Raw genomic sequence first — 20,000 nt, 5'->3', positions numbered from 1 at the left:
AGAGTATGTTTTAAAACATACTCTCTTATTTTAGCTATATTTGTTACAATAAGAATAAATGATAAACAGGGCGTGATCTAAATTTTAAAATCTAAACAGCATTTGATATTTTTAGGGCTTGCTGGAATAATTTATTATTCATGGCTCTTAATTATTCTTTTTATAGCTATGATTCTTGGCTATGAGGGGAATAAGGCAATCAGTATTTCTGGAATAGTAGTTGGAATTATTTTTACAATCTTACTGATTTATACATGGGTATTTTCTTATGTAGCTAAAAGCAATGATCAATTTATCTTGAAATTGCCATATCGTACAAAAATGAAGGTCAACCAGCCTACTTTACGTGCTCAGTGGCGTATTTTTCAAATTTATCAGTTAAAGGGCGAAGTTCAAAACTATTCTATTTTAGTAATTTCAAGAAAGAAGAGTTAACTTAATGAAGTCAGATATTGAAATCGCACAAGAAACAAATGAATTACCAATCAATGAAATTGCTGCTGAGGTTGATTTAAAGAAAGAAGATCTTGAACCATACGGTTACGATAAGGCTAAGATCAGTTGGTCAGCAATCAATCGAATTCGCCAAAATAAACACTTAGGTAAGTTGATTTTGGTAACTTCTATTTCTCCAACTCCAGCAGGAGAAGGAAAATCTACAATCACTATTGGCTTAGGAGACGCTATCAAGAATCAATTACATAAAAATACGATGATTGCATTGCGTGAACCTTCAATGGGTCCTGTTTTTGGTCTTAAAGGTGGTGCTACTGGTGGTGGTATGGCGCAAATTATTCCAATGGAAGACATCAATTTGCATTTTACTGGTGACATGCATGCCTTAACTGCCGCAATCGATACTTTAGCTGCCTTAGTTGATAACTATATTTACCAAGACAATAGCCTTGATATTGATCCTGATCGTATCTTGTTAAAACGTGGTCTTGATGTTAACGACCGTGCTTTGAGAAAAATTACTGTTGGTGAAGGCTCCAAATTTAATGGAGTTGAACACCAATCTAGTTTTGCAATTACTGTAGCTAATGAATTAATGGCTATTTTGTGTTTGGCAAATGATATTGATGATCTTAAAGCAAGAATAGGCGATATGCTTGTTGGATATACCAAGGATGATCAACCAGTTTACGTAAAACAACTTGGTTTCCAAGGAGCAATTGCAGCTCTTTTATCTAATGCTTTAAAGCCAAACTTGGTTCAAACTCTTGAACATACTCCAGCCTTGGTGCATGGCGGACCATTTGCTAATATTGCTCATGGTGCCAACTCTGTAATTGCTACTAACTTGGCAATGCACTTAAGCGATTACGTTTTAACTGAAGCAGGATTTGGTAGTGACTTAGGTGGACAAAAGTTTATGGATTTTGTTTCCAAGCACTTAGATAAAAAGCCTGATGCTGCCGTTGTTGTAGCCACAGTACGTGCACTTAAATATCAAGTTCTAGGTTCAACTGATCACTTAGACGAAGAAAACTTAGATGCATTAAAAGAAGGCTTTAAGAATTTGGAACGCCACATGAATAATATGCGTTCATATAATGTTCCAGTCATGGTTTTAATTAATCACTTTGATACTGATACTGAATCAGAATTAAATCTCTTAAAGGAACTTGTTGAAGAGCAAGGTATTAAAGCAGAAGTTGTTAACTATCATGATGATGGTTCAAAAGGTGGCGTGAAAGCAGCTGAAGAAGTTGTAGCTTTAGCAGATTCAGGTAAAGCAGACTTAACCCCAACTTATGACGATGATGATGACGTTAAGACAAAGATCAAAAAGGTAGCTACTAAGATTTATCATGCTACAGGAGTTGAATACTCAGAAAAAGCTAAAAAACAAATTCAAGCTTTGCATGATTTAGGTAAGGACAAGCTTCCTGTCATCATTGCCAAGACGCAATATTCATTTAGTGATGATAAGAAAAAGTTGGGTGCACCAACAGATTTTAATTTACATGTTAAAGGTGTAAGCTTGAAAAACGGTGCACGCTTTATCGTAGTTACTACAGGTCATGTATTAGATATGCCAGGTTTGCCTAAACATCCAGCAGCTCTTGATATCGATGTAGACAATAATGGTAAAATCGGCGGATTGTTCTAAAAATGCAGTTTTTATATTTATTAATTTCGTTATTCGTAATTTTAGCCGATCAAGGGCTAAAAAGTTATATTGTAGCTAATTACACAATAGGTGAAGTTCATCAAGTTATTCCAGGCATCCTTTCCTTTAATTACTTGCAAAATAATGGTGCTGCTTGGAATATTTTGACGGGTCAAATGTGGCTCTTTTATTTCATTAGTGTTGTCGCAATTGCTGTTTGCTTGTATTTCCTTTTCAATAAGAAATATAAGAACGCATTGTTTGATGTTGGTTTATCCTTAGTTTTAGGTGGAATCATTGGTAATTTTATCGATAGAATTCACTTGAAATATGTGATTGATATGCTTCAATTAGACTTCATTCACTTCAATATTTTTAATATTGCAGACAGTGCGATTACTGTAGGCGTGATCATTATTTTCATTTACTTAATTGTTTTTGCAGATAAGGAAGACGAGAATGCCTAAAAAATATCTACTTGAAGTAAAAGATGAACATGGTCGTTTAGATAAATTTGTTTCAGAACAGATACCAGATTTATCAAGAACCAGAGTTAAAGAATTGATTCAAGATGACAATATCCTAGTCAACCAAAAGAAGGAGAAAGTTTCCTATAAGGTACAAGCAGGGGATCAAATTGAAGTTAATGTTCCAGCGGTAAAACCATTGGATGTTGTTCCCGAAGATATCCCACTTGATATTGTTTATGAAGATGACGATGTGATTGTGGTTAATAAACCTCAGGGCATGGTAGTGCATCCCGCACCAGGTCATTCAGATCATACATTGGTTAATGCACTTTTGTATCATACAAAAGATTTAGCGAAATCTCCTGAAGGGTTTAGACCTGGAATTGTCCATAGAATCGATAAAGATACTTCTGGTCTTTTGATGATTGCTAAAAATGCCAAGGCTCGTGAATCATTAGAGGATCAATTAGCCCATAAAACTAACAAACGAATTTATTGGGCAATTGTTCATGGCAATTTTAGTGAAGAAAATGGGACCATTGATGCACCAATTGGTCGTAATCCATATGATCGTAAGAAGATGGCCGTTGTTGAAAGAGGTAAGAAGGCAATTACCCACTTTAAGGTTTTAAAGCAGTTTAAAGGATATAGTTTAATCGAATGTCAACTTGAGACAGGACGTACTCATCAAATTAGAGTGCATCTTGACTATATTGGTCACGCAGTGGCAGGTGATCCATTATATGGACCAAGAAAAACGTTAAAAGGTAACGGTCAATTTTTACATGCCAAAGTTTTAGGCTTTAAACATCCTAGAACTGGTAAATGGATGGAATTTTCTGTCGAACCACCTCAGATTTTTCAAGAAACATTAGCTCAATTAGAAAAAAACAAGTGATAAAATGAAGCGTTATTTGATTTTGGAAGATGGCAGTTCTTTCCCAGGTGAGGGGATAGGCGCCAATATTATTTCTACCGGTGAATTGGCAATTCAAACTACCAATTTTGGTTACCAAGAAGCCTTAACCGATCCCACTAATGCTGGAAAAATTTTAGTATTTACTTCTCCTATGATTGGTAATAATGGGATTAACGCTATCGACTATGAAAGTATTGATCCAACCGTCAAAGGAATTATTGCCAATGATATTGCCTTAAACATTTCTGATAGTGAAAACTTTGAAGATTTGAGTTCATTTTTAAAGGAGAAGAAGATCCCAGCTATTTTTAAGGTAGATACTCGTGCATTAGTTCATCGTCTGATGGAAGAAGGAACAATTAAAGCTTCTATTATGGATACCAATGATGAACACGCTTTTGATCAAATTAAGGCATTGGTGTTACCTAAAAATAAATCGGCTATGGTCTCAACTAAAAATGCTTATGCATCCCCCAACGTAGGTAAAACTGTGGCGGTAATTGATTTGGGACTAAAGCACTCAATGTTAAGGGCTTTGTCCTTAAGAAAAGTAAACGCTACTGTTTTACCTTATAACGTTAGTGCTGCCAATATTGAAAACCTAAGACCTGAAGGAATTATTATTTCGAATGGACCAGGTAAGCCTGACGAGGCTATCAATCAGCTTAGTTCAATTTTGGATAAATTCTATGGTAAATATCCAATCTTAGGTATTGGATTAGGTTTCTTAGCACTAAGTGATTATTTGGATTTTGAATTAGTGGATCTACCGCAAGAATTTAATGGAATCAATTATCCGGTAATTGAACAAAATACTAATACTATTTGGCAAACTTCAATGAATATTGATCAATTGGTTTTACCTGATAGTATTAAAATGAACATGAATCGTGAGTACTTTGACCTTCACAGTGAATTAATGGCCGGCTTTTGGAATACTAAAGATAAACTGATTGCCACTGCTTTCAATCCTGAAGGTGCACCAGGAACTCATGATGCAGATGAAATTTTTGATTATTTTGTACAAATGATGGAGTAGATTATGCCATTAGAAAACGACTTAGATAAAGTATTAATTATCGGCTCAGGACCTACTTTAATTGGAAGTGTAGCCGAAATGGACCTTATGGCAACTGAAGCAATTGATGCACTCACGGAAGAAGGCATTCAAGTTGTTTTAGTTAATCCTAATCCAGCTACTATTTCTACTGATAAAAGACCAGACGTTACTGTTTACCTTGAGCCAATGACTTTGGATTTCTTAAAGCGAATTTTAAGAATGGAAGAACCCGATGCCATCATTACGGCTTATGGTTCAACTAATGGACTAAAGGCTGCTCATAAATTATTGCAAGATGGCATTTTGAAACAAATGGGGATCCAATTATTGACTCTAAATTCCAAAACTCTGCAAATGGGTGATCAACAGAAGAGAACCGATTTCCTAGAAAAATTAGGGGTCAAAACCAGTAAGTCTTGGGAATTAAATCAAAGAATTCCGGATAATCTAAATATTACTCCGGAAGAGTTAAAGCAAAGAATTGCCTTTCCAGTTTTAGTAACAAAATATAATCGTTTTGTTCATAATGAACATCTCAGATTCAAAGATCCTGTAGCATTGATTGCTTACTTTAAGAACGAGAGTCAAAACGACAACTTTACTTGGAAGAACTATCGCTTAATTGAAGATCTTTCCGCATGGGAAAAAATAATTGTCGATGTCATTCGAGATAAAGACGGCAATTTAGTGTTTATCAATTTTGCCGGATCGGTTGAATCAGTTGCTATTAATTCGGGTGACTCGGCTGTAGTAATGCCTTCATTAACCTTGAATAACGATCATATTCAAGAATTGCGTGAAGAAATCAAAAGAATTACTGATAAGTTAGATTTAGTAGGCTTTGCTAGTTTTCATTTTGCGATAAAGCATCATGGTACTCAAATCAAGTCTAAATTATTAACTATTCGTCCTCGTTTAACACGTAGTTCAGTTTGGGCACAACGAATTGGATTATATGATGTTGGTTATATCGTAAGTAAAGTGGCTATCGGTTATCGGTTAAATGAAATTACTGATCCTTTATCCGGCTTGAATGCGGCAATTGAACCAACGCTTGATGCTGTCGCAATAAAGATGCCATATTGGTCATTTGCGGAATCTGGTTATAACCATTATGAGTTAAGCAACCGAATGCAAGCCAGTGGGGAAGCAATGGGTGTTGGTCGCAATTTTGAAACTGCCTTTTTAAAGGCAATTGATGCCACGATCAATCTAGAGCTTGGTTGGAATGCATTTATTAAAGAGATTCATAAATCTAGTGATGAGATAATGGATGACATTATGCATCCCAACGAATTGCATTTAATCAATCTGCTTGCTGCAATTAATCAAGGCATTCCGTATGCAAAATTGCAAGAGATTACGCACTTGCATCCCATTTATTATCAAAAGTTACTGCATATTATTGAAATAGGTCAAAGGCTTTACGAAAATAAGGATCGTCTTTCTACGGATTTAATTGAAGAAGCTAAGGTATATGGCTTTTTCAATCCATTGTTAGCTAAGATTTTGGATCGCTCTGTAGATGATATTCATCGAATAATCGATCGCTTTAATCTGAAACCATCTTTCCTTAAGATCGATGGCTCAGCAGGTGTTTATAAGCCCAATGTATGTGCCTACTACAGTGCTTATAATGTTCAAAACGAAGCTCATGCCTTGGATGCTAAGAAAAAGATTCTAATTTTGGGAATGTTGCCGTTACAAGTTTCAGTTACCAGTGAATTCGACTATATGATTGCTCATGCCGCAAAAACTTTACATAAGAATGGCTATGTTACAGTATTACTTTCTAACAATGATGAATCTGTTTCTTCAAGAAATAAAGATGTAGATCGAGTTTATTTTGAATCAATCACGCTAGAGAACATTTTGACTATTACTAGAAAAGAAAAAATCACTGATGTCTTGTTGCAGTTTTCTGGTAAAAGAATAAGCGTATTAAGTAAAAAATTAGAAGAATGTGGCTTACATGTAATTGGTCAAGATCCAGCTTCTGATCCTCGTGATAAGATTGCTAATTTATTGAATCAAGAGATTGCTAATTTAAAACGAGTTCCATCATTAAATACAGACAATCCAGATGATGTGTTTGCCTTTGCAAATGAATATGGCTTTCCAATCTTAATTGGTGGAATGAACAAAGAAATCAAGCAAAAATCTGCTGTTGTCTATGATGTTCCTGCGATTGAAAAGTATTTAAACGAAAATCAGCTTGATAAGATTTTAGTTTCTCGTTTCATTGAAGGAAATAAATATGAAGTAACTGCAATTTCAGATGGTGAAAATGTCACGCTTCCGGGTATTATTGAACACTTGGAACAGACAGGTTCACATGCGTCAGATTCTATTGCAGTTATTAAGCCACAGAATTTATCCCTTGAGCAACAAGATAAGATTGAAAAAGAATCTATCAAGTTAATCAAGCAAATGAAAACACGAGGAATTTTCAATTTGCACTACTTATTTGTAGGGGATAATTTATATTTATTGCAGATTAAGCCTTACGCAGGACATAACGTGGCATTTTTGTCCAAGTCTTTAAATAAAGATATTACTGCATGCGCAACAGAAGTTTTAATCGGCAAAAACTTAAATGAGATGGGTTATCCAAATGGGTTATGGAAGACCAGCGATTTTATTCATATTAAAATGCCTGTCTTTTCATTTTTGAACTATAGTAGTGGTAATACTTTTGATTCAAATATGAAATCTTCCGGTTCCGTAATGGGTCGAGACACTCATTTGGCTAAAGCTTTGTATAAGGGATATGAAGCAAGTGATTTACATATTCCTAGTTATGGTACTATCTTTATTTCTGTTAGAGATGAGGATAAGGAGAGAGTTACTAAGCTGGCACGCAGATTTGATAGACTGGGCTTCAAGCTGATTGCAACTGAAGGTACTGCTAACATGTTTGCGGAAGCCGGTATTACAACTGGAGTAGTTGAAAAAGTTCATGATGATCCACGTAAGTTGCTGGATAAGATTCGCCAACATAAAATTGTAATGGTTGTCAATATTACTAATTTATCTGATGCAGCAAGCGAAGATGCGTTACGAATTAGAGATCAAGCTTTGAACACACATATTCCAGTCTTTTCTAGTATCGAAACAGCAGAATTGATTTTGGATGTTTTAGAGTCCTTAGCTTTAACAACTCAACCAATTTAATTTGAATAATAAAAAAGCAAGATCTATCTAGATCTTGCTTATATGTTGAAGGATATGCTTTTAAGCATGTCCTTTTTATTTTTTCTCGACTTTCTTAGCCATTATCTCATCTTCATGAGGAGTAACCTCGATCGAATTTTGACCTGTATAAATTACAAAACCAGGTTTAGCACCGTTTGGCTTCTTGACCCGTTTATCTTGAACATAATCGACTTGGACATGGGCTGAATCTTTTCCTTTGGAGAAGAAAGCCGCAATTTCTGCTGCTTCCTTAATATCTTGGTCAGTTGGTTGATCATCACGCAAGATTACGTGAGAACCAGGCATGTTTTTAACATGGAACCAGTAATCAGACTTGTTAGCCTTCTTTAAAGTTAACCAATCATTTTGGTAGTTGTTCTTACCAACTAAGACGTGCTTACCTGATGAGAGTTTAAACTCATTCAAATTATGTTCAGTAATCTTCTTGCGACGCTTGTTTTTCTTTTGTTTACGGATATAGCCTTGATTGATTAATTCGTCATTAATTTGATCGATATCTTGTGGATCAGCATTATCAATTGCTGTTTGAATAGAATCAAAGTAGCGCAAATTTCCTTTGGCAATTTTGATCTGCTCATTAACGTGCTTAATGGAATCTCTTAATTTCTTATAACGAGTAAAGTATTTTTGAGCATTACGAGCAGGGGAAAGGGCGGGATCAAGTTTGATCTCTATTGGTACATTGTTCTCATAGTAGTTAGGTAATGATATTTTGGTCATTCCAGGTTTGACTTGAGACAAGTTTGCATTTAAGATTTCACCTTTGATTCGGTAGCCTTCAGAGTTTTCAGCTAAATCGAGTTGCTTCTCTAATTTTTTGACTTTTTTACTTAGCTTCTTTTGCTCGTTTTTGACAACTTGTTCTACCTGACTGGCACGTTGCTTTACCCAATCACGCGTTGCTTGATATTCGTAAAAGTCATCTAGTCCTTTATTTAGATCAGGATTAGAACTTTCTTTTTCAAGATCCAAATGATAAGGAAGATAACAAAAAATCTTTCTCTTGTTTCTAGGAGTTTTTAAAACAAAAGCACGTGGATTATTGAATTGATCAAAAAACGTCTTAAAGGATGAATAGCTGTAATCATCTTCAAGATAGCCAATTAATTCATTGCGATCGTCTCGATCTAAACCATCCATTTGTTTAGCCAACTCATCAGGTTGGTATTTGGAACTCAATTGCTTGAATTCATTTTCAGATAAAGTTAGTCCATTTAAGCCCGGCTTTAGAGGAGGTAATTCATATTTTGCTTTTGGCAAAAGAATGCGAGCTCTGTTTTCATCCGGATTGATTCGCTTCAATAAGTCGATAATATGATTGTTTTGTTGATCATAAAGAATGACATTACTGTGTCGACCCATTAATTCAACTGAAAGAACAAGTTTTACTTGGTCACCAAGTTCATTTCGATTGCTAAAATGGAAGTTCACGATACGATTTAAACCTACTTGCTCGATAGATTGTAAAACTGAACCTTCTAAGTACTTTCTCAGCACCATTACAAAAATAGGAGCTTTATCTGGATTAGCAATTGATTGATCAGTTAAATACATTCTTGGATATTGTGCATTAGCTGAAATTAAGAATTGATAATTCTTTCTATTTTTTCTGAAAATTAAAACTAGGTCTTGATCAAATGGTTGATAAATTTTTGATAAGCGACTGTCTACTAGGGTAGGAGTCAAGTCTTGTAATAAACTATGGATAAATAATCCATCAAATGCCATATATATCACCTCAAAATACATCTAATATTATAACAGTAATTTAGCTATTTCTAAAATATTACTGTTCCAGCCTAGCATTAATCAAATCTAATACATAAGTATAAACTTATGTATTAGATGTTTCACGAATATTAAAATAAAATTAATAGCACATTGTTTCACACAGTGCTTAAAGCTGGAATCTGAAAGTTTGTTCTCAAATAGTATTATCAAAGTACCCATTAAATGATAAAATACAACTATAGCAAACACTACTTTTTGGAAAAAGGACATATATATGGATGTATTATTTTTTAGTACGATCGCAGATCAAATTAAAAAGGAAATAAATCACAAATGTGGCTTAAATATTTCACAAACAAGAATTCTATTGTATTTTGATGAAACTCATAATCAAGCTTTGGCAATGGGAAAACTAGCTGAAGCTTTAAATATTTCTTTGTCTACTTTGAGTCGTCAATTACAACAAAAAAAGACGCAAAATTATATAAAGATCGCGCGCTCAGAAAAAGACTCTAGCAAAATTGTTAGTCTTAATGATGAAGGAATAAAAAAGGTAAAAGAGTTAAAAGACGTGCTTGCTGAAATAGAAAAGAGCTTGTTTGTCTATCTTGATCAAGATGCCTCAACTTTATTTATCAAGCAATTAAATGAAATTGCCCAAACATCTGCATCCCTTGAAAAGACAGAATAGGGTGCGTAATTCAATGCTTTTATGCTATAATTAAGCATTGAATTTAATAAATGGGAAGGGTTAATAAATTGAAAATTGCATTAGTTACTGACAGTACTAGTGTCTTAACCAAACAAGAAGTTAGCGATAATAATATAACCGTAGTACCTATCCCTGTAATTGTCGGCGATAAGGAATACTTGGAAGGCGTAAATATTACCTCCGCACAACTTTTTGAAATACAAAGACAAGGTGCTGCTTTTCCAAAAACTTCGCAACCTAGCATGGGTGAAATGATTGGACTATGCAATAAGTTGCATAGTGAAGGCTATGAAGCAATCATTGCTATTGCATTATCAAGCGGAATTTCAGGATTTTACCCAAACCTAGTTAACATGGCACATAATAATCCTGAATATAACTTGTATCCATATGATTCTAAGATGACTGTAAGATTGCAAGGCTATTTGGTATTAGCTGCTGCAAGAATGATCAAGAATGGTATGGAACCAGAAGCCATTCTAAAGAAGCTTGATGAAATTAGAGAAACCATTGACGAATTATTCGTTGTTGATGATTTGAAGAATCTTAGTCGTGGTGGACGATTAAGCAATGCAAGTGCGTTTATTGGTACAATGCTTCAAATTAAGCCTTTGTTGACCTTTAATGATGAAGGAAAAATTGTTGCATTTGATAAGATTAGATCTTTAAAACGTGCTGTATCTAAAGTAGAGAAGCTTGCATTAAAGAAAACAGCAGACTTACCATATAAGGATAAGCTTCGTCTGTTTGTATTCCATTCAAACGATCTAAAGCAAGCAGAAGAAATTAAACAATTCATAATTGATAATTTCCCTGACAAACCTGTTGACGTAGCAGAGTTTAGTCCAGTAATTGCAACTCACTTGGGTGAGAAGTCAATTGCCATTGCCTGGATGGTAGATATTGATAAATTAGACTTAAATAATTAAATGCAAAAGGAGTGAAGATTTGTCTCTTCACTCCTTTTTTGTATCTATAGGTAATAATAAAAATATAATTGCTAGTTCATTACTCATAATAATAATCTTGTTATCAGCGTCTTTTGCAAAAGCAATAACCTAAATGTTATTGCTTAGTTAAATATTGATATTTTACAATAACAAATATATTATCACTACTTATGTTTCAAATCTTCATCAGAGATCTTATTTAACGCAGCTCTTTGCACTTTTTGATCAACATGTGTATATAAGTCTGTCGCTGTAGTTCCTTTTTGCCCCAGTTGCTGAGCCACTAATACTTGGTCTTTGGTTACTTCATATAACTCTGAAGCTAAAGTATGACGTAATTTATGTGGCGTAAGCGGGTGACCAAATGCAGCAGAATATTTATTGACCATTTTTTCAATGGCATTTGTAGTGATTCTTCTAGTTTGATTGTGCCATCTAGTTAAGAAAAAAGCTGTTTCTTTTTGATCAGCAGAATAGCGCTTCATTCGAATATTCTTATATTTTTGGATATAGTCTAAGGTCCATTCCGCAATAGGCACACTATCTTTTTGCCCACCTTTACGTGTTACGTCTAAAACAGCATCTTTTAAATTAAGATCTTGTAAATCCACGCCGGCGCATTCAGAAACACGTATGCCAGTGCCTAAGATTAAAGCAATAATAGCCATGTCTCTTTCTTTATTCATTTTGAATCCAGGCTTGGCCTGCTTATTGCATTTATTTTCGTAATCATGATCGATGAACTTTAGAAATTCAAATTTTAGATTTCCAGTGTACATATGCGATGCTAATACGTGAGCACGATAGTTAAGTGTCTTAGTATCATTCAAAGAATTAATTTTAAGCATCACATTACGATCAAAATAGGGCATCCCATTGTTGTTATCAGCAGTAATCGTTAAAAACTTAAAGAGGGACCTTAATGCGTTGATTGAACGATTAATCGTAGTTGGGGAATTTAAATGACCTTGTTTGTTTTTAGTATGGCCTAAGTAATCTATATAGAGCATTACATCATTGCGCCGTAATAAGGCTAATGTATCCGTTGTAACGTGTTTATTATCAGGAGCATTAGAGATACCTTCTTTACGCAGCCAACTTAAGAAGCGACGAATTTCCGTTAAATATTGATAAGTAGTAGTTAATGAATGATTGGTGCCAAGATTGTACTGTTTAACATAGTCTGGCATTTTATCTAATTCAATTTGAATTCGTTCAAGATATTTAGCAGTTTCCATAAGTTACTCCTTTGCAAACAAATGTTTCATTAAAAATTATATCATAAAAATAAAAACACCTATCTAATCAGATAGGTGTTTTTAAACACTAATTCAACTTCTTTATTCCTAATACCGACAACAATTATCTTTAGTAATCATCATAAAGCATTATTTATAAAAAAAGGCAAATCAGGAAATCATTTTACCACAACTGGGATACCAGCAACGCTATCTTAGCATGCCAGTTGTGGCAAACATTGATTAGCTATTCCAATATGGTTAACTTGCCTGTAGCAAATTACGCAATACTGTAAATAGTTTGAAGGTTGTATAGTACAATACAGCTTTCAATAGCATATTCTAAGCTGTTTGCTCTTAATGATCAAGCATAAAATGGTAATTTTTATTTAAAAATTGTACAATAAAGAAAAAACTATAAGTGAGATGAAAATTATGACAGAAGAAATTGAAGTAAACTTTCAAGCAAGAAATCCTAGTGGTATTAAGTTGCTGAATCGTCTATATGATGGACATTTAGTTTTAAACGATATTGGTGTGCGTTTGGACGAACAACTTAATAATGAGGATGAAGAATTAACAGTTCCAACTCAAGAAGATATTAATAATTTGAATGATACATTTGGTAAGACTGTTGAAGCTTTTAGCGATATCACTGATGCTTATGGCGATGTTAACAACTTTGCAAATAATTTCGCAGGTTCAACTAAAGCTTTTGCAGAAAAGTTAATTACAGAAATGGTCGACTTTAACAATGGTATTGCTGATATCGGTGATACTGAAGGCGGCCTTGAAAACTATGATAATGATAAACTTAATAATTGGGTTAACCAATTAATGGGTGACATTGTAGAAACCAACGAATCATTTAATACTTTAGTTAATGAATAAGATTAGTTAAAAGAGTAAGTATATCTTGCTCTTTTTTTATTAATAAATGCTTGGAGAACAAATAATATAAAAACCATGTAGTCAAGATACACTACATGGTTTTTATATTTTTAATTATGTTAAGTCCTATTTCTTAAGACTGGCTACAGGGTAAACAGTGTAATCTGCGCGATAAACGAATAGACGATGACCGTCAATTACAAATTGAGTTGATTTCTTCATATCGCTCTTATGAATTGATACTTTTTTACCAGCAAAGACTGCAACTGGCATCCCTAATTGACTTCTAATCATGACAACCTTAGAATCGCCAGACCAATCGTTTTTAAAGTTTTGATACATGGTATTCAAGATTGGTACAGCATGATTTTGATCATTGATATTAGTATGCTTGCTAAAGACGTCCTGATAGTTTTTAAGGCCTTCATATGCGATTAAAGTAGAACCTACATGAATCATTCTATTATGTCCGTAATCAACGTCAATCACGCTAGAGCCCTCATTACCTTTATCGTCTTTCTGCGACATCTTCTTGTCGGTATGAATATTGACGGATTTTGCCTTAATCTGATCAATCTTTTGTCCATTTGAATCATAGGTTGATACAGTTAAAGGCAAAGCACCAATCTTTGAACGCATTGATAATTCCCAGTTGGCAATATTGCTGCAGGAAGATAGGGTTAAGGCCAATATTCCTATACCGAATATCATACCTAGCTTTTTCCTTAATTTCATAATTCTTCTCCAAATTCTAAAACACAATACTTTTAATACTATAATTTTATCATTAATAAAAGATGCCAAAAATAAACTAGGTTTATATTCCTAGTTTATTTTTGGCGTATTTATTATTTGAACACTTCAGCCTTAACGTAAGCGTCTTTACCAACTCTGTAGTAGTCTTCACCGTTAATAGAATGCTTAGGGCCGTATGTCTTAACTGGGGAACCTTTCTTGTAAGTCTTCCAGCTACTGTTTAAACTACCGTCTCCTTGGTAAACTTCAGCGTCTTGCTTAAAGGTACGTGAGTTACCTAAAACGTTGCTTGCTAAAACATATCTGTTTTCGCCAACTCTGATTGCGCTTTTACCATTCTTGAGCTTAGTTTTACCACCATAATAAGTGATAGAGCTGTAGGCCTTGTAACTATCACCAGTACGTTCTCCGTTTTGTTTGTAAACGTAGGCTTTGTACATTACAGTGCCTGTATGTTTAGTGTTAGGGTTGGTTGGTGCCTGAGAAACAGCAGCGCCAGAGATGGATAGTGGCAATATAGCTACGTTACCATCAGTTGACATGCCTTTCCAGTTGTCTGTGTATTGCCAAATTGCGACACCATCCATTGAAGGGAAGTACTTAAAGTTAGGCTTATCTACACGACCTGAGATTGCATATGCCGCAACCCATAATGAGTTAGGATATTTCTTTACGATAGATGGGGTATTAATGTTGTTTTGTAAAACTGATGAACTAGCGTAAAGAAGTGGTTGATAACCAGCGGCCTTGATTTCATCCATGAAGGCAAGGATTGCTTTAGCAGTGACGCTTTTACCATTAGTAATGATATTCCCTTGACCAGTTTCGTAGTCACAAGCAAGGTATGAGCCCTTAGGTAAACCTAATGCCTTAGCAGAAGAAATTGCGTATTGAGCTTCTTTCTTGGCCAGGGATGCATTAGAACTAAAGGTCGCAAAGTGGTAACCCATTGGCATCATGTCGTTAGCAATTGCTGACTTGATTTGACTAGCACCTTTAGGGTTGCGATAGCTGGTACCTTCACTTACTTTAACGATGGCAAATTGTGAACCAGCCTTTGCATGAGCGGATAGATCAGCACTTTGGTAGCTTGCTACATCAATTCCTAAAGCCTTTGCAGCTACAGAAGTGGTGGAAGCTTGCACTTGAGAAGTTGAAATAAAACTAGGGATAATGGTCATACCGGTGTTCATTAACATAGTAGCGCAGGCCAATTTAACGATAGTTTTCTTTTTAATCAAATTAATTCCTCCATAATTAGTGGAGAGAGTTAACATTTATATCTCTCACTTAATATATCTAAATTTTATATATTATAGACTACATTGGTAAGTACTAAAAGGCAATATTCGAGATCGATTATTAATGAATTAGTAATAGTATAGAAATATTTTGCAATCAAACTGAGATAAATGTTTACTTTTATTTTCAGGGGGATAGAATTTAAGTGAAAAAGCGCTTGCAAGAATAGAGGCGAACAATTATAAAAGAGGCTCAGTTAGTCCAGCAGCATCAGTTATATCCTGGTAGCCAAATACGGAAGCAATTAGATCTAACCGCACTAACTCCTTCAAATAGTGATGAAAAAGTTGGTAAGAAACCTAAGGTGTTGAATGTCATTTTCAGTATTCTTATTGTTGTTTTAGTTCTTTCTGGAAAATAAATCAGCAACAATTAATTATTATTACTTATAGTGAAAATGGAATAAAGAAATTAGGCCAATTGCTCGGTATAGTAAGCAATAGATCAGAAAGATCAAATAAAATTAAATTTGAATAATTTAAATCCGGGGATGAATTTTTTAGGTAAAAAGATGAAAAGAAATCGCATAATCATTTCTCTATTAGTTCTTATTCTGTCACTTTGTATTTCTGCTTGTTTGAATCAACAAGCGAGTGCTCAAAAAATTCCTATTAAGGGAAGTGCAACTTTATTTTTCCATGGTGGCGGCTCATCTTACCATGCGGAAGAACATATGGTAAAAGCTGCAGAAAATGCAGGCGTAACTGACTCAGTTATAAGAACTGAAGTTGCTGATAATGGACAGGTTACACTAATTGGAAAATGGAAGAAGAATGCTAAAAATCCAATCTGTGAGGTAAATTATCAAAATAATCGTCAACTAGATTTCAAAAAGCATGGCATTTATGCAACGAATGTGGTTAAGGCTTTACAGAAGAACTATAAGATTAGATCAATTAATATGGTGGGACATTCTTTAGGTAATATTTCTATCATGTATTACATGTTGAATAATGTAAACAAGAAGGGTATGCCACGCCTTAATAAAATAGTAAATATGGCTGGACATTTTGCCGGATTGAATTTCGAAGTTCCAGAGGATATTCGACAACCCCAAAATTTAAAGCTTGATAAAAACGGCAAGCCTAATAAAATAAATGCAACTTATAGACAAATGGCGAAATTAAGATCGATTTATCCTAAAAATCAGGTTAAAGTGTTAAACATTATCGGTGATATTGGCGGTAAAACTGATGGGACAGTGCCTAACGTTTCATCATTATCTTTGAAATATATTATTGGCAATCGTGCTAAGAGTTATCGCGTGATGAAATTTACAGGTAAGAATGCGCGGCATTCGAGACTACATGAAAATGCTCAAGTTGATAAAGCGCTGATTATGTTTTTGTGGAATAAGTAGATAAAAAAGCATCCCTGGATGAGAATGAATCTTATTCAAGGATGCTTTTAATAATTTCTATTATTAAAATTCAATATCTAAATGCCAACTATGCAATAGGACATGACTTTTTCTTTCTCAGCAGTTGTAATTTTGCGTGAAAACTGAACTTCAAATACCGTTCTTTGATTCAATCTAGCAAGACTTGCTTTAACATTGCCTGAGAAAACAAGCTGACCATGATTGATTAGAAGAATTTTATTAGCTACTTTTTGTGCAAAATCTAACTGGTGAGTGGTAACTAAAATACCAATTCCATGAGAAGCTAATTGCTTTAACATATTAGTCATAATCTTAGTTGAAACTAGATCAAGTCCTAAAGTTGGTTCATCTAGAATCAATAGCTGGGGATGCGCAATCATGGCACAACAGATACCAATAATTTGCTGCATCCCACGACTTAGTTTGGTAATAACTGTATCTTTTTTACAAGTAAATTAAATCTTTTTAATAAAAACAAGCCTTTTTCTGTCGCTTCTTTCTTGTTAAGACCTCTTTGACCACCCCAATAAATAAAGTTTTCTATGGGTGATAGGGACCAAAACATGTTTTTGGAGCCTTCTAGTAGGACACCGGTATTTTTAAGAAGAGGCAGATTTTTATGGGTAACATCTTGACCTTGAAAGAATATTTGTCCCTGATCTGGAATAATTAAATTTAAAATCATTTTTAGAGTTGAAGTTTTACCAGCACCATTTGGACCTAAAAAGGCAACAATATCGCCACTGTTCACTTCGAAAGAAACATTAGAAACTGCTTTTTGGTATGTTTTGAAAATGTTTTTAACTGTTAAAAGATTAGACATATTGATCATCCTTTCTTTTTCAACTGCTCGTTGATATGTTTAATGTCAAGCCATAAGTTGTAAAGGTATCTTCCATAAGCAATTACATATACAACAACGAAATTAAGTACTGCTATTCCAAAGGACTGCCATGTGTAACTGAGATCATTAAGTAAGAAATAAAATAGAATCCAAGCGACAAAACAGACAAAGAAGTTAATTATAATTTGTTCTCTTAATGACCACTTATCATTATCAAAAATCCAACTACTCAGATTGAAAGAAAGTCCAATTAAGAATGAAACAACAAGCCAAATAAGAAAAGATATAAATGATAACTGGGCTTTCTCTATGCCAATACGTTGATTATTAAGTGAAAGCAATACATTTACAGCCAAACAAATCATGCCAATACTAATACCAATTAGTCCACTGTGTAAGAGAGTTTTTAAACGTTTCATAAGCCTAGTTTCTCCTTTAAGCTTTTTATTTTTCTGCGAGAGATTTGAACATCAATCTTATTCTCTAGAATTGCATCAATGTTGCCGTTTTCTAACATTTTTAGATGATCTAATTTACGATAATTAATAATGGCGCTTCTGGAAGCCATAATAAAATCGCTGGGTAAATTCTTCTCAATCTGATATAAGCGTTCCTTAAAGATATACTTATCAGATTGGGTGTAAATTTGTGTTTTTTCATTTTCCACTTGAATTAAGAAAATATCACTATACTTGACTTGAAAGGCATCCCTATCTTGATAACACCAAAGAAAATCTTGTTTAGAATTTAACTCTTTGGTAATTTGTTCAATTTTGGTAGTCATCTTTTTTATCCAAAATTCAGCTTTTTCTTCGTTTAAATTTGAATTAATATTTAGCTTAACTTTCATTAATTTTCCTCCTCGTTGTTTAACAGTATACATGTTTATTGTTACCAATCTAGCTAATTTCGGTAAACGGTAGTAATAACTCGGTGAATGGTTTATTTTCATTGTTCCAATAGAAAAAAGAGATTGACAATCTCCAATTAGGGATGTGTCAATCTCTTTTATTATCTTAAGTATATTAAATAAAATATAGCTGTGAGTACCTCGGCTAAGCCTTGTGAGAGGATCGCAATACCGGCTCCAAAATGTTGGACGATCAATCCACCTAGAAAAGAGTCAATAGTAATCATACAGTTAATAATGCTACTATTAATTGTCTCAATTCTACCAAGTATGCGTGGACTAAAGCTTTCTTGGATTAGCACTTCAAAATTAATATTCATAATGCTAATCCAAAAGGCACTGCTAAGCGCAAAGATAAGTATTAGCCAAGGGATGTAGTTAGCAACAAGAGCCTCCAAAACTACAGAAATTCCAGCTAATCCCAAACAAATAACAATTAGTTGTTCTAAGTTTGGTTTTAAAGTATCAATCTTACTAACAATTAGACTGCCTAGTAAACCACCAATAGAAGAAAAGAGTTCCAATCCACCGTAACTGATTGCTGATTTAGTTAGATATTGACTCGAAAAATATGGCATCCCTACTGATGCAATACCGTAGAATAAGTTAGTTACTGCAAGAGGGATGATTAAAAGTAAGATTCTCCCTTCATTTTTTAATACATACCATCCTTTAAGCAAATATTGTAAATATTTACCGGTGAAGTAGTCATGATCTTTTTCAGATACTATTAAGTTTCTTGGTAGATATAATTTTGCATAAAAGCCAAGAGCAATAGTAAAAACGAAAGCACTGATGACCATTGCCTTATTAAATGAAAAATAAGTCACTATCACCGTAGCCAACGCATCAAGAAATAAATCTAAAATTCGATAAGTTACTTGAAATAAGCTATTAACCTTAGTTAATTTATTTTTATTGACTATAGATGGCAAGATCTTTTCTTCAGCTGGATAAATTAAAGTTGATCCAATGGTAGACAGTATATATGTTAGTAGCAATAGAACCAATGTTAATGTTTTCCAGTTTTTAAAATGAAATAAGATTGAAGCAACTATGCTTAAAATGATTTGACCAACTGTTACATATTTAAGTAAGTTTTTAATGTAGACTCTATCGATCAATGGGCCAAATATGAATGCACACATATCGATAGTCGAATCTGCAATAAAAACCAATGACAGAATCATTGGTGAATGAAAAATAATCTTAAAGTACCACAAAATAGTTATGTAGAATAACGAATCTGCGATATTAGTAGCTATACGTCCAATTAATAATCTGCTTATACTTTTAAACATTTTCCCATTCCTTTAATAATACTGTGACAAAACAAGTATTTCTGAAAGTCAGGGAAAAGTTATCTATTCAATTGTAGTTAACCAAACCTTCAGAATTTGGGGCTGAGCTGTAAGTAGCGCTTAACGGTTAAAAGAAAGTAGTTTAACCGTAAGCTTAAACCTAAGCTTTTATGAAGAAATACTTAGAATACATCTCCTGTTTA

Annotated in this window: 17 protein-coding genes and 1 pseudogene; 10 read left to right on the top strand and 8 right to left on the bottom strand. The window is 34.0% G+C overall.

What is annotated here, in order from left to right:
• Nucleotides 1–105: 105 nt before the first annotated feature.
• From WS44_RS00830 to WS44_RS00805, 6 genes are read left to right on the top strand one after another with little or no spacing between them, the layout of a single operon-like run.
• On the top strand, nt 106–435 hold the full coding sequence (locus WS44_RS00830) for a hypothetical protein (protein ID WP_181989499.1): 330 nt from the start codon (nt 106–108) through the stop codon (nt 433–435).
• Nucleotides 436–439: 4 nt separating this feature from the next.
• A complete protein-coding gene (locus tag WS44_RS00825) occupies nt 440–2,116 on the top strand; it encodes a formate--tetrahydrofolate ligase (protein ID WP_022087316.1) in 1,677 nt (558 codons plus the stop codon).
• 2 nt (nt 2,117–2,118) lie between these two features.
• Nucleotides 2,119–2,583 (top strand): signal peptidase II, encoded by a 465-nt coding sequence (gene lspA / locus WS44_RS00820; RefSeq protein ID WP_013438036.1) that lies wholly within the window; start codon nt 2,119–2,121, stop codon nt 2,581–2,583.
• Nucleotides 2,576–3,484 (top strand): RluA family pseudouridine synthase, encoded by a 909-nt coding sequence (locus tag WS44_RS00815; protein ID WP_013438035.1) that lies wholly within the window; start codon nt 2,576–2,578, stop codon nt 3,482–3,484. Before lspA ends, WS44_RS00815 begins: the two co-directional genes overlap by 8 nt.
• Before the next feature lie 4 nt (nt 3,485–3,488).
• Complete coding sequence (locus WS44_RS00810) at nt 3,489–4,544, top strand: carbamoyl phosphate synthase small subunit (RefSeq protein WP_046432553.1); 1,056 nt, start codon at nt 3,489–3,491, stop codon at nt 4,542–4,544.
• Nucleotides 4,545–4,547: 3 nt separating this feature from the next.
• Nucleotides 4,548–7,739, top strand: coding sequence for a carbamoyl phosphate synthase large subunit (locus WS44_RS00805; protein WP_046432550.1), 3,192 nt, complete (start codon nt 4,548–4,550; stop codon nt 7,737–7,739).
• 75 nt (nt 7,740–7,814) lie between these two features.
• Here WS44_RS00805 and WS44_RS00800 read toward each other — a convergent pair whose 3' ends face one another.
• Nucleotides 7,815–9,509 carry an NFACT RNA binding domain-containing protein gene (locus tag WS44_RS00800; RefSeq protein WP_046432547.1) on the bottom strand — a complete coding sequence of 565 codons (1,695 nt, stop codon included), beginning with the start codon at nt 9,507–9,509 and terminating at the stop codon, nt 7,815–7,817.
• A gap of 277 nt (nt 9,510–9,786) precedes the next feature.
• Here WS44_RS00800 and WS44_RS00795 point away from each other — a divergent pair, with 277 nt between their 5' ends.
• The gene (locus tag WS44_RS00795) at nt 9,787–10,203 is read left to right on the top strand and encodes a winged helix-turn-helix transcriptional regulator (protein ID WP_014565894.1); all 417 of its coding nucleotides are present in this window, start codon (nt 9,787–9,789) and stop codon (nt 10,201–10,203) included.
• 68 nt (nt 10,204–10,271) lie between these two features.
• Nucleotides 10,272–11,153 (top strand): DegV family protein, encoded by an 882-nt coding sequence (locus WS44_RS00790; protein ID WP_046432543.1) that lies wholly within the window; start codon nt 10,272–10,274, stop codon nt 11,151–11,153.
• A gap of 185 nt (nt 11,154–11,338) precedes the next feature.
• Here WS44_RS00790 and xerS read toward each other — a convergent pair whose 3' ends face one another.
• On the bottom strand, nt 11,339–12,412 hold the full coding sequence (gene xerS / locus WS44_RS00785) for a tyrosine recombinase XerS (protein ID WP_013438029.1): 1,074 nt from the start codon (nt 12,410–12,412) through the stop codon (nt 11,339–11,341).
• A 435-nt stretch (nt 12,413–12,847) separates the two neighbouring features.
• Between xerS and WS44_RS00780 the strand changes: the two genes are divergently transcribed.
• On the top strand, nt 12,848–13,303 hold the full coding sequence (locus WS44_RS00780) for a hypothetical protein (RefSeq protein WP_013438028.1): 456 nt from the start codon (nt 12,848–12,850) through the stop codon (nt 13,301–13,303).
• 126 nt (nt 13,304–13,429) lie between these two features.
• Here the strand turns inward: WS44_RS00780 and WS44_RS00775 are convergent, their stop codons facing one another.
• Both WS44_RS00775 and WS44_RS00770 read right to left on the bottom strand, forming a co-directional pair.
• On the bottom strand, nt 13,430–14,038 hold the full coding sequence (locus WS44_RS00775; RefSeq protein WP_022087321.1) for a DUF5052 family protein: 609 nt from the start codon (nt 14,036–14,038) through the stop codon (nt 13,430–13,432).
• Between the two features lie 113 nt (nt 14,039–14,151).
• Nucleotides 14,152–15,300 (bottom strand): GH25 family lysozyme, encoded by a 1,149-nt coding sequence (locus WS44_RS00770; protein WP_013438026.1) that lies wholly within the window; start codon nt 15,298–15,300, stop codon nt 14,152–14,154.
• A gap of 572 nt (nt 15,301–15,872) precedes the next feature.
• Here WS44_RS00770 and WS44_RS00765 point away from each other — a divergent pair.
• Nucleotides 15,873–16,721, top strand: a complete 849-nt coding sequence (locus tag WS44_RS00765; protein WP_046432595.1) for an alpha/beta hydrolase — start codon at nt 15,873–15,875, stop codon at nt 16,719–16,721.
• A 92-nt stretch (nt 16,722–16,813) separates the two neighbouring features.
• Here the strand turns inward: WS44_RS00765 and WS44_RS00760 are convergent.
• The 4 genes and pseudogenes from WS44_RS00760 to WS44_RS00745 form a co-directional block, all read right to left on the bottom strand.
• Nucleotides 16,814–17,565: pseudogene (locus WS44_RS00760) on the bottom strand (ABC transporter ATP-binding protein); the annotation flags it as partial.
• A gap of 5 nt (nt 17,566–17,570) precedes the next feature.
• Nucleotides 17,571–18,005, bottom strand: a complete 435-nt coding sequence (locus tag WS44_RS00755; RefSeq protein ID WP_013438024.1) for a DUF3021 domain-containing protein — start codon at nt 18,003–18,005, stop codon at nt 17,571–17,573.
• Nucleotides 18,002–18,436 carry a LytTR family DNA-binding domain-containing protein gene (locus WS44_RS00750; RefSeq protein ID WP_022087326.1) on the bottom strand — a complete coding sequence of 145 codons (435 nt, stop codon included), beginning with the start codon at nt 18,434–18,436 and terminating at the stop codon, nt 18,002–18,004. The genes WS44_RS00755 and WS44_RS00750 overlap by 4 nt, the downstream gene beginning before the upstream one ends.
• 161 nt (nt 18,437–18,597) lie before the next feature.
• Complete coding sequence (locus WS44_RS00745) at nt 18,598–19,797, bottom strand: MFS transporter (protein WP_046432537.1); 1,200 nt, start codon at nt 19,795–19,797, stop codon at nt 18,598–18,600.
• Nucleotides 19,798–20,000: the final 203 nt, after the last annotated feature.

This window comes from Lactobacillus sp. N54.MGS-719 (genome assembly GCF_000980505.1).
GTDB lineage: Bacteria > Bacillota > Bacilli > Lactobacillales > Lactobacillaceae > Lactobacillus > Lactobacillus amylovorus.
Note: the sequence above shows the minus strand (reverse complement) of the source record. Positions and strands in the feature narration are given on the sequence as shown.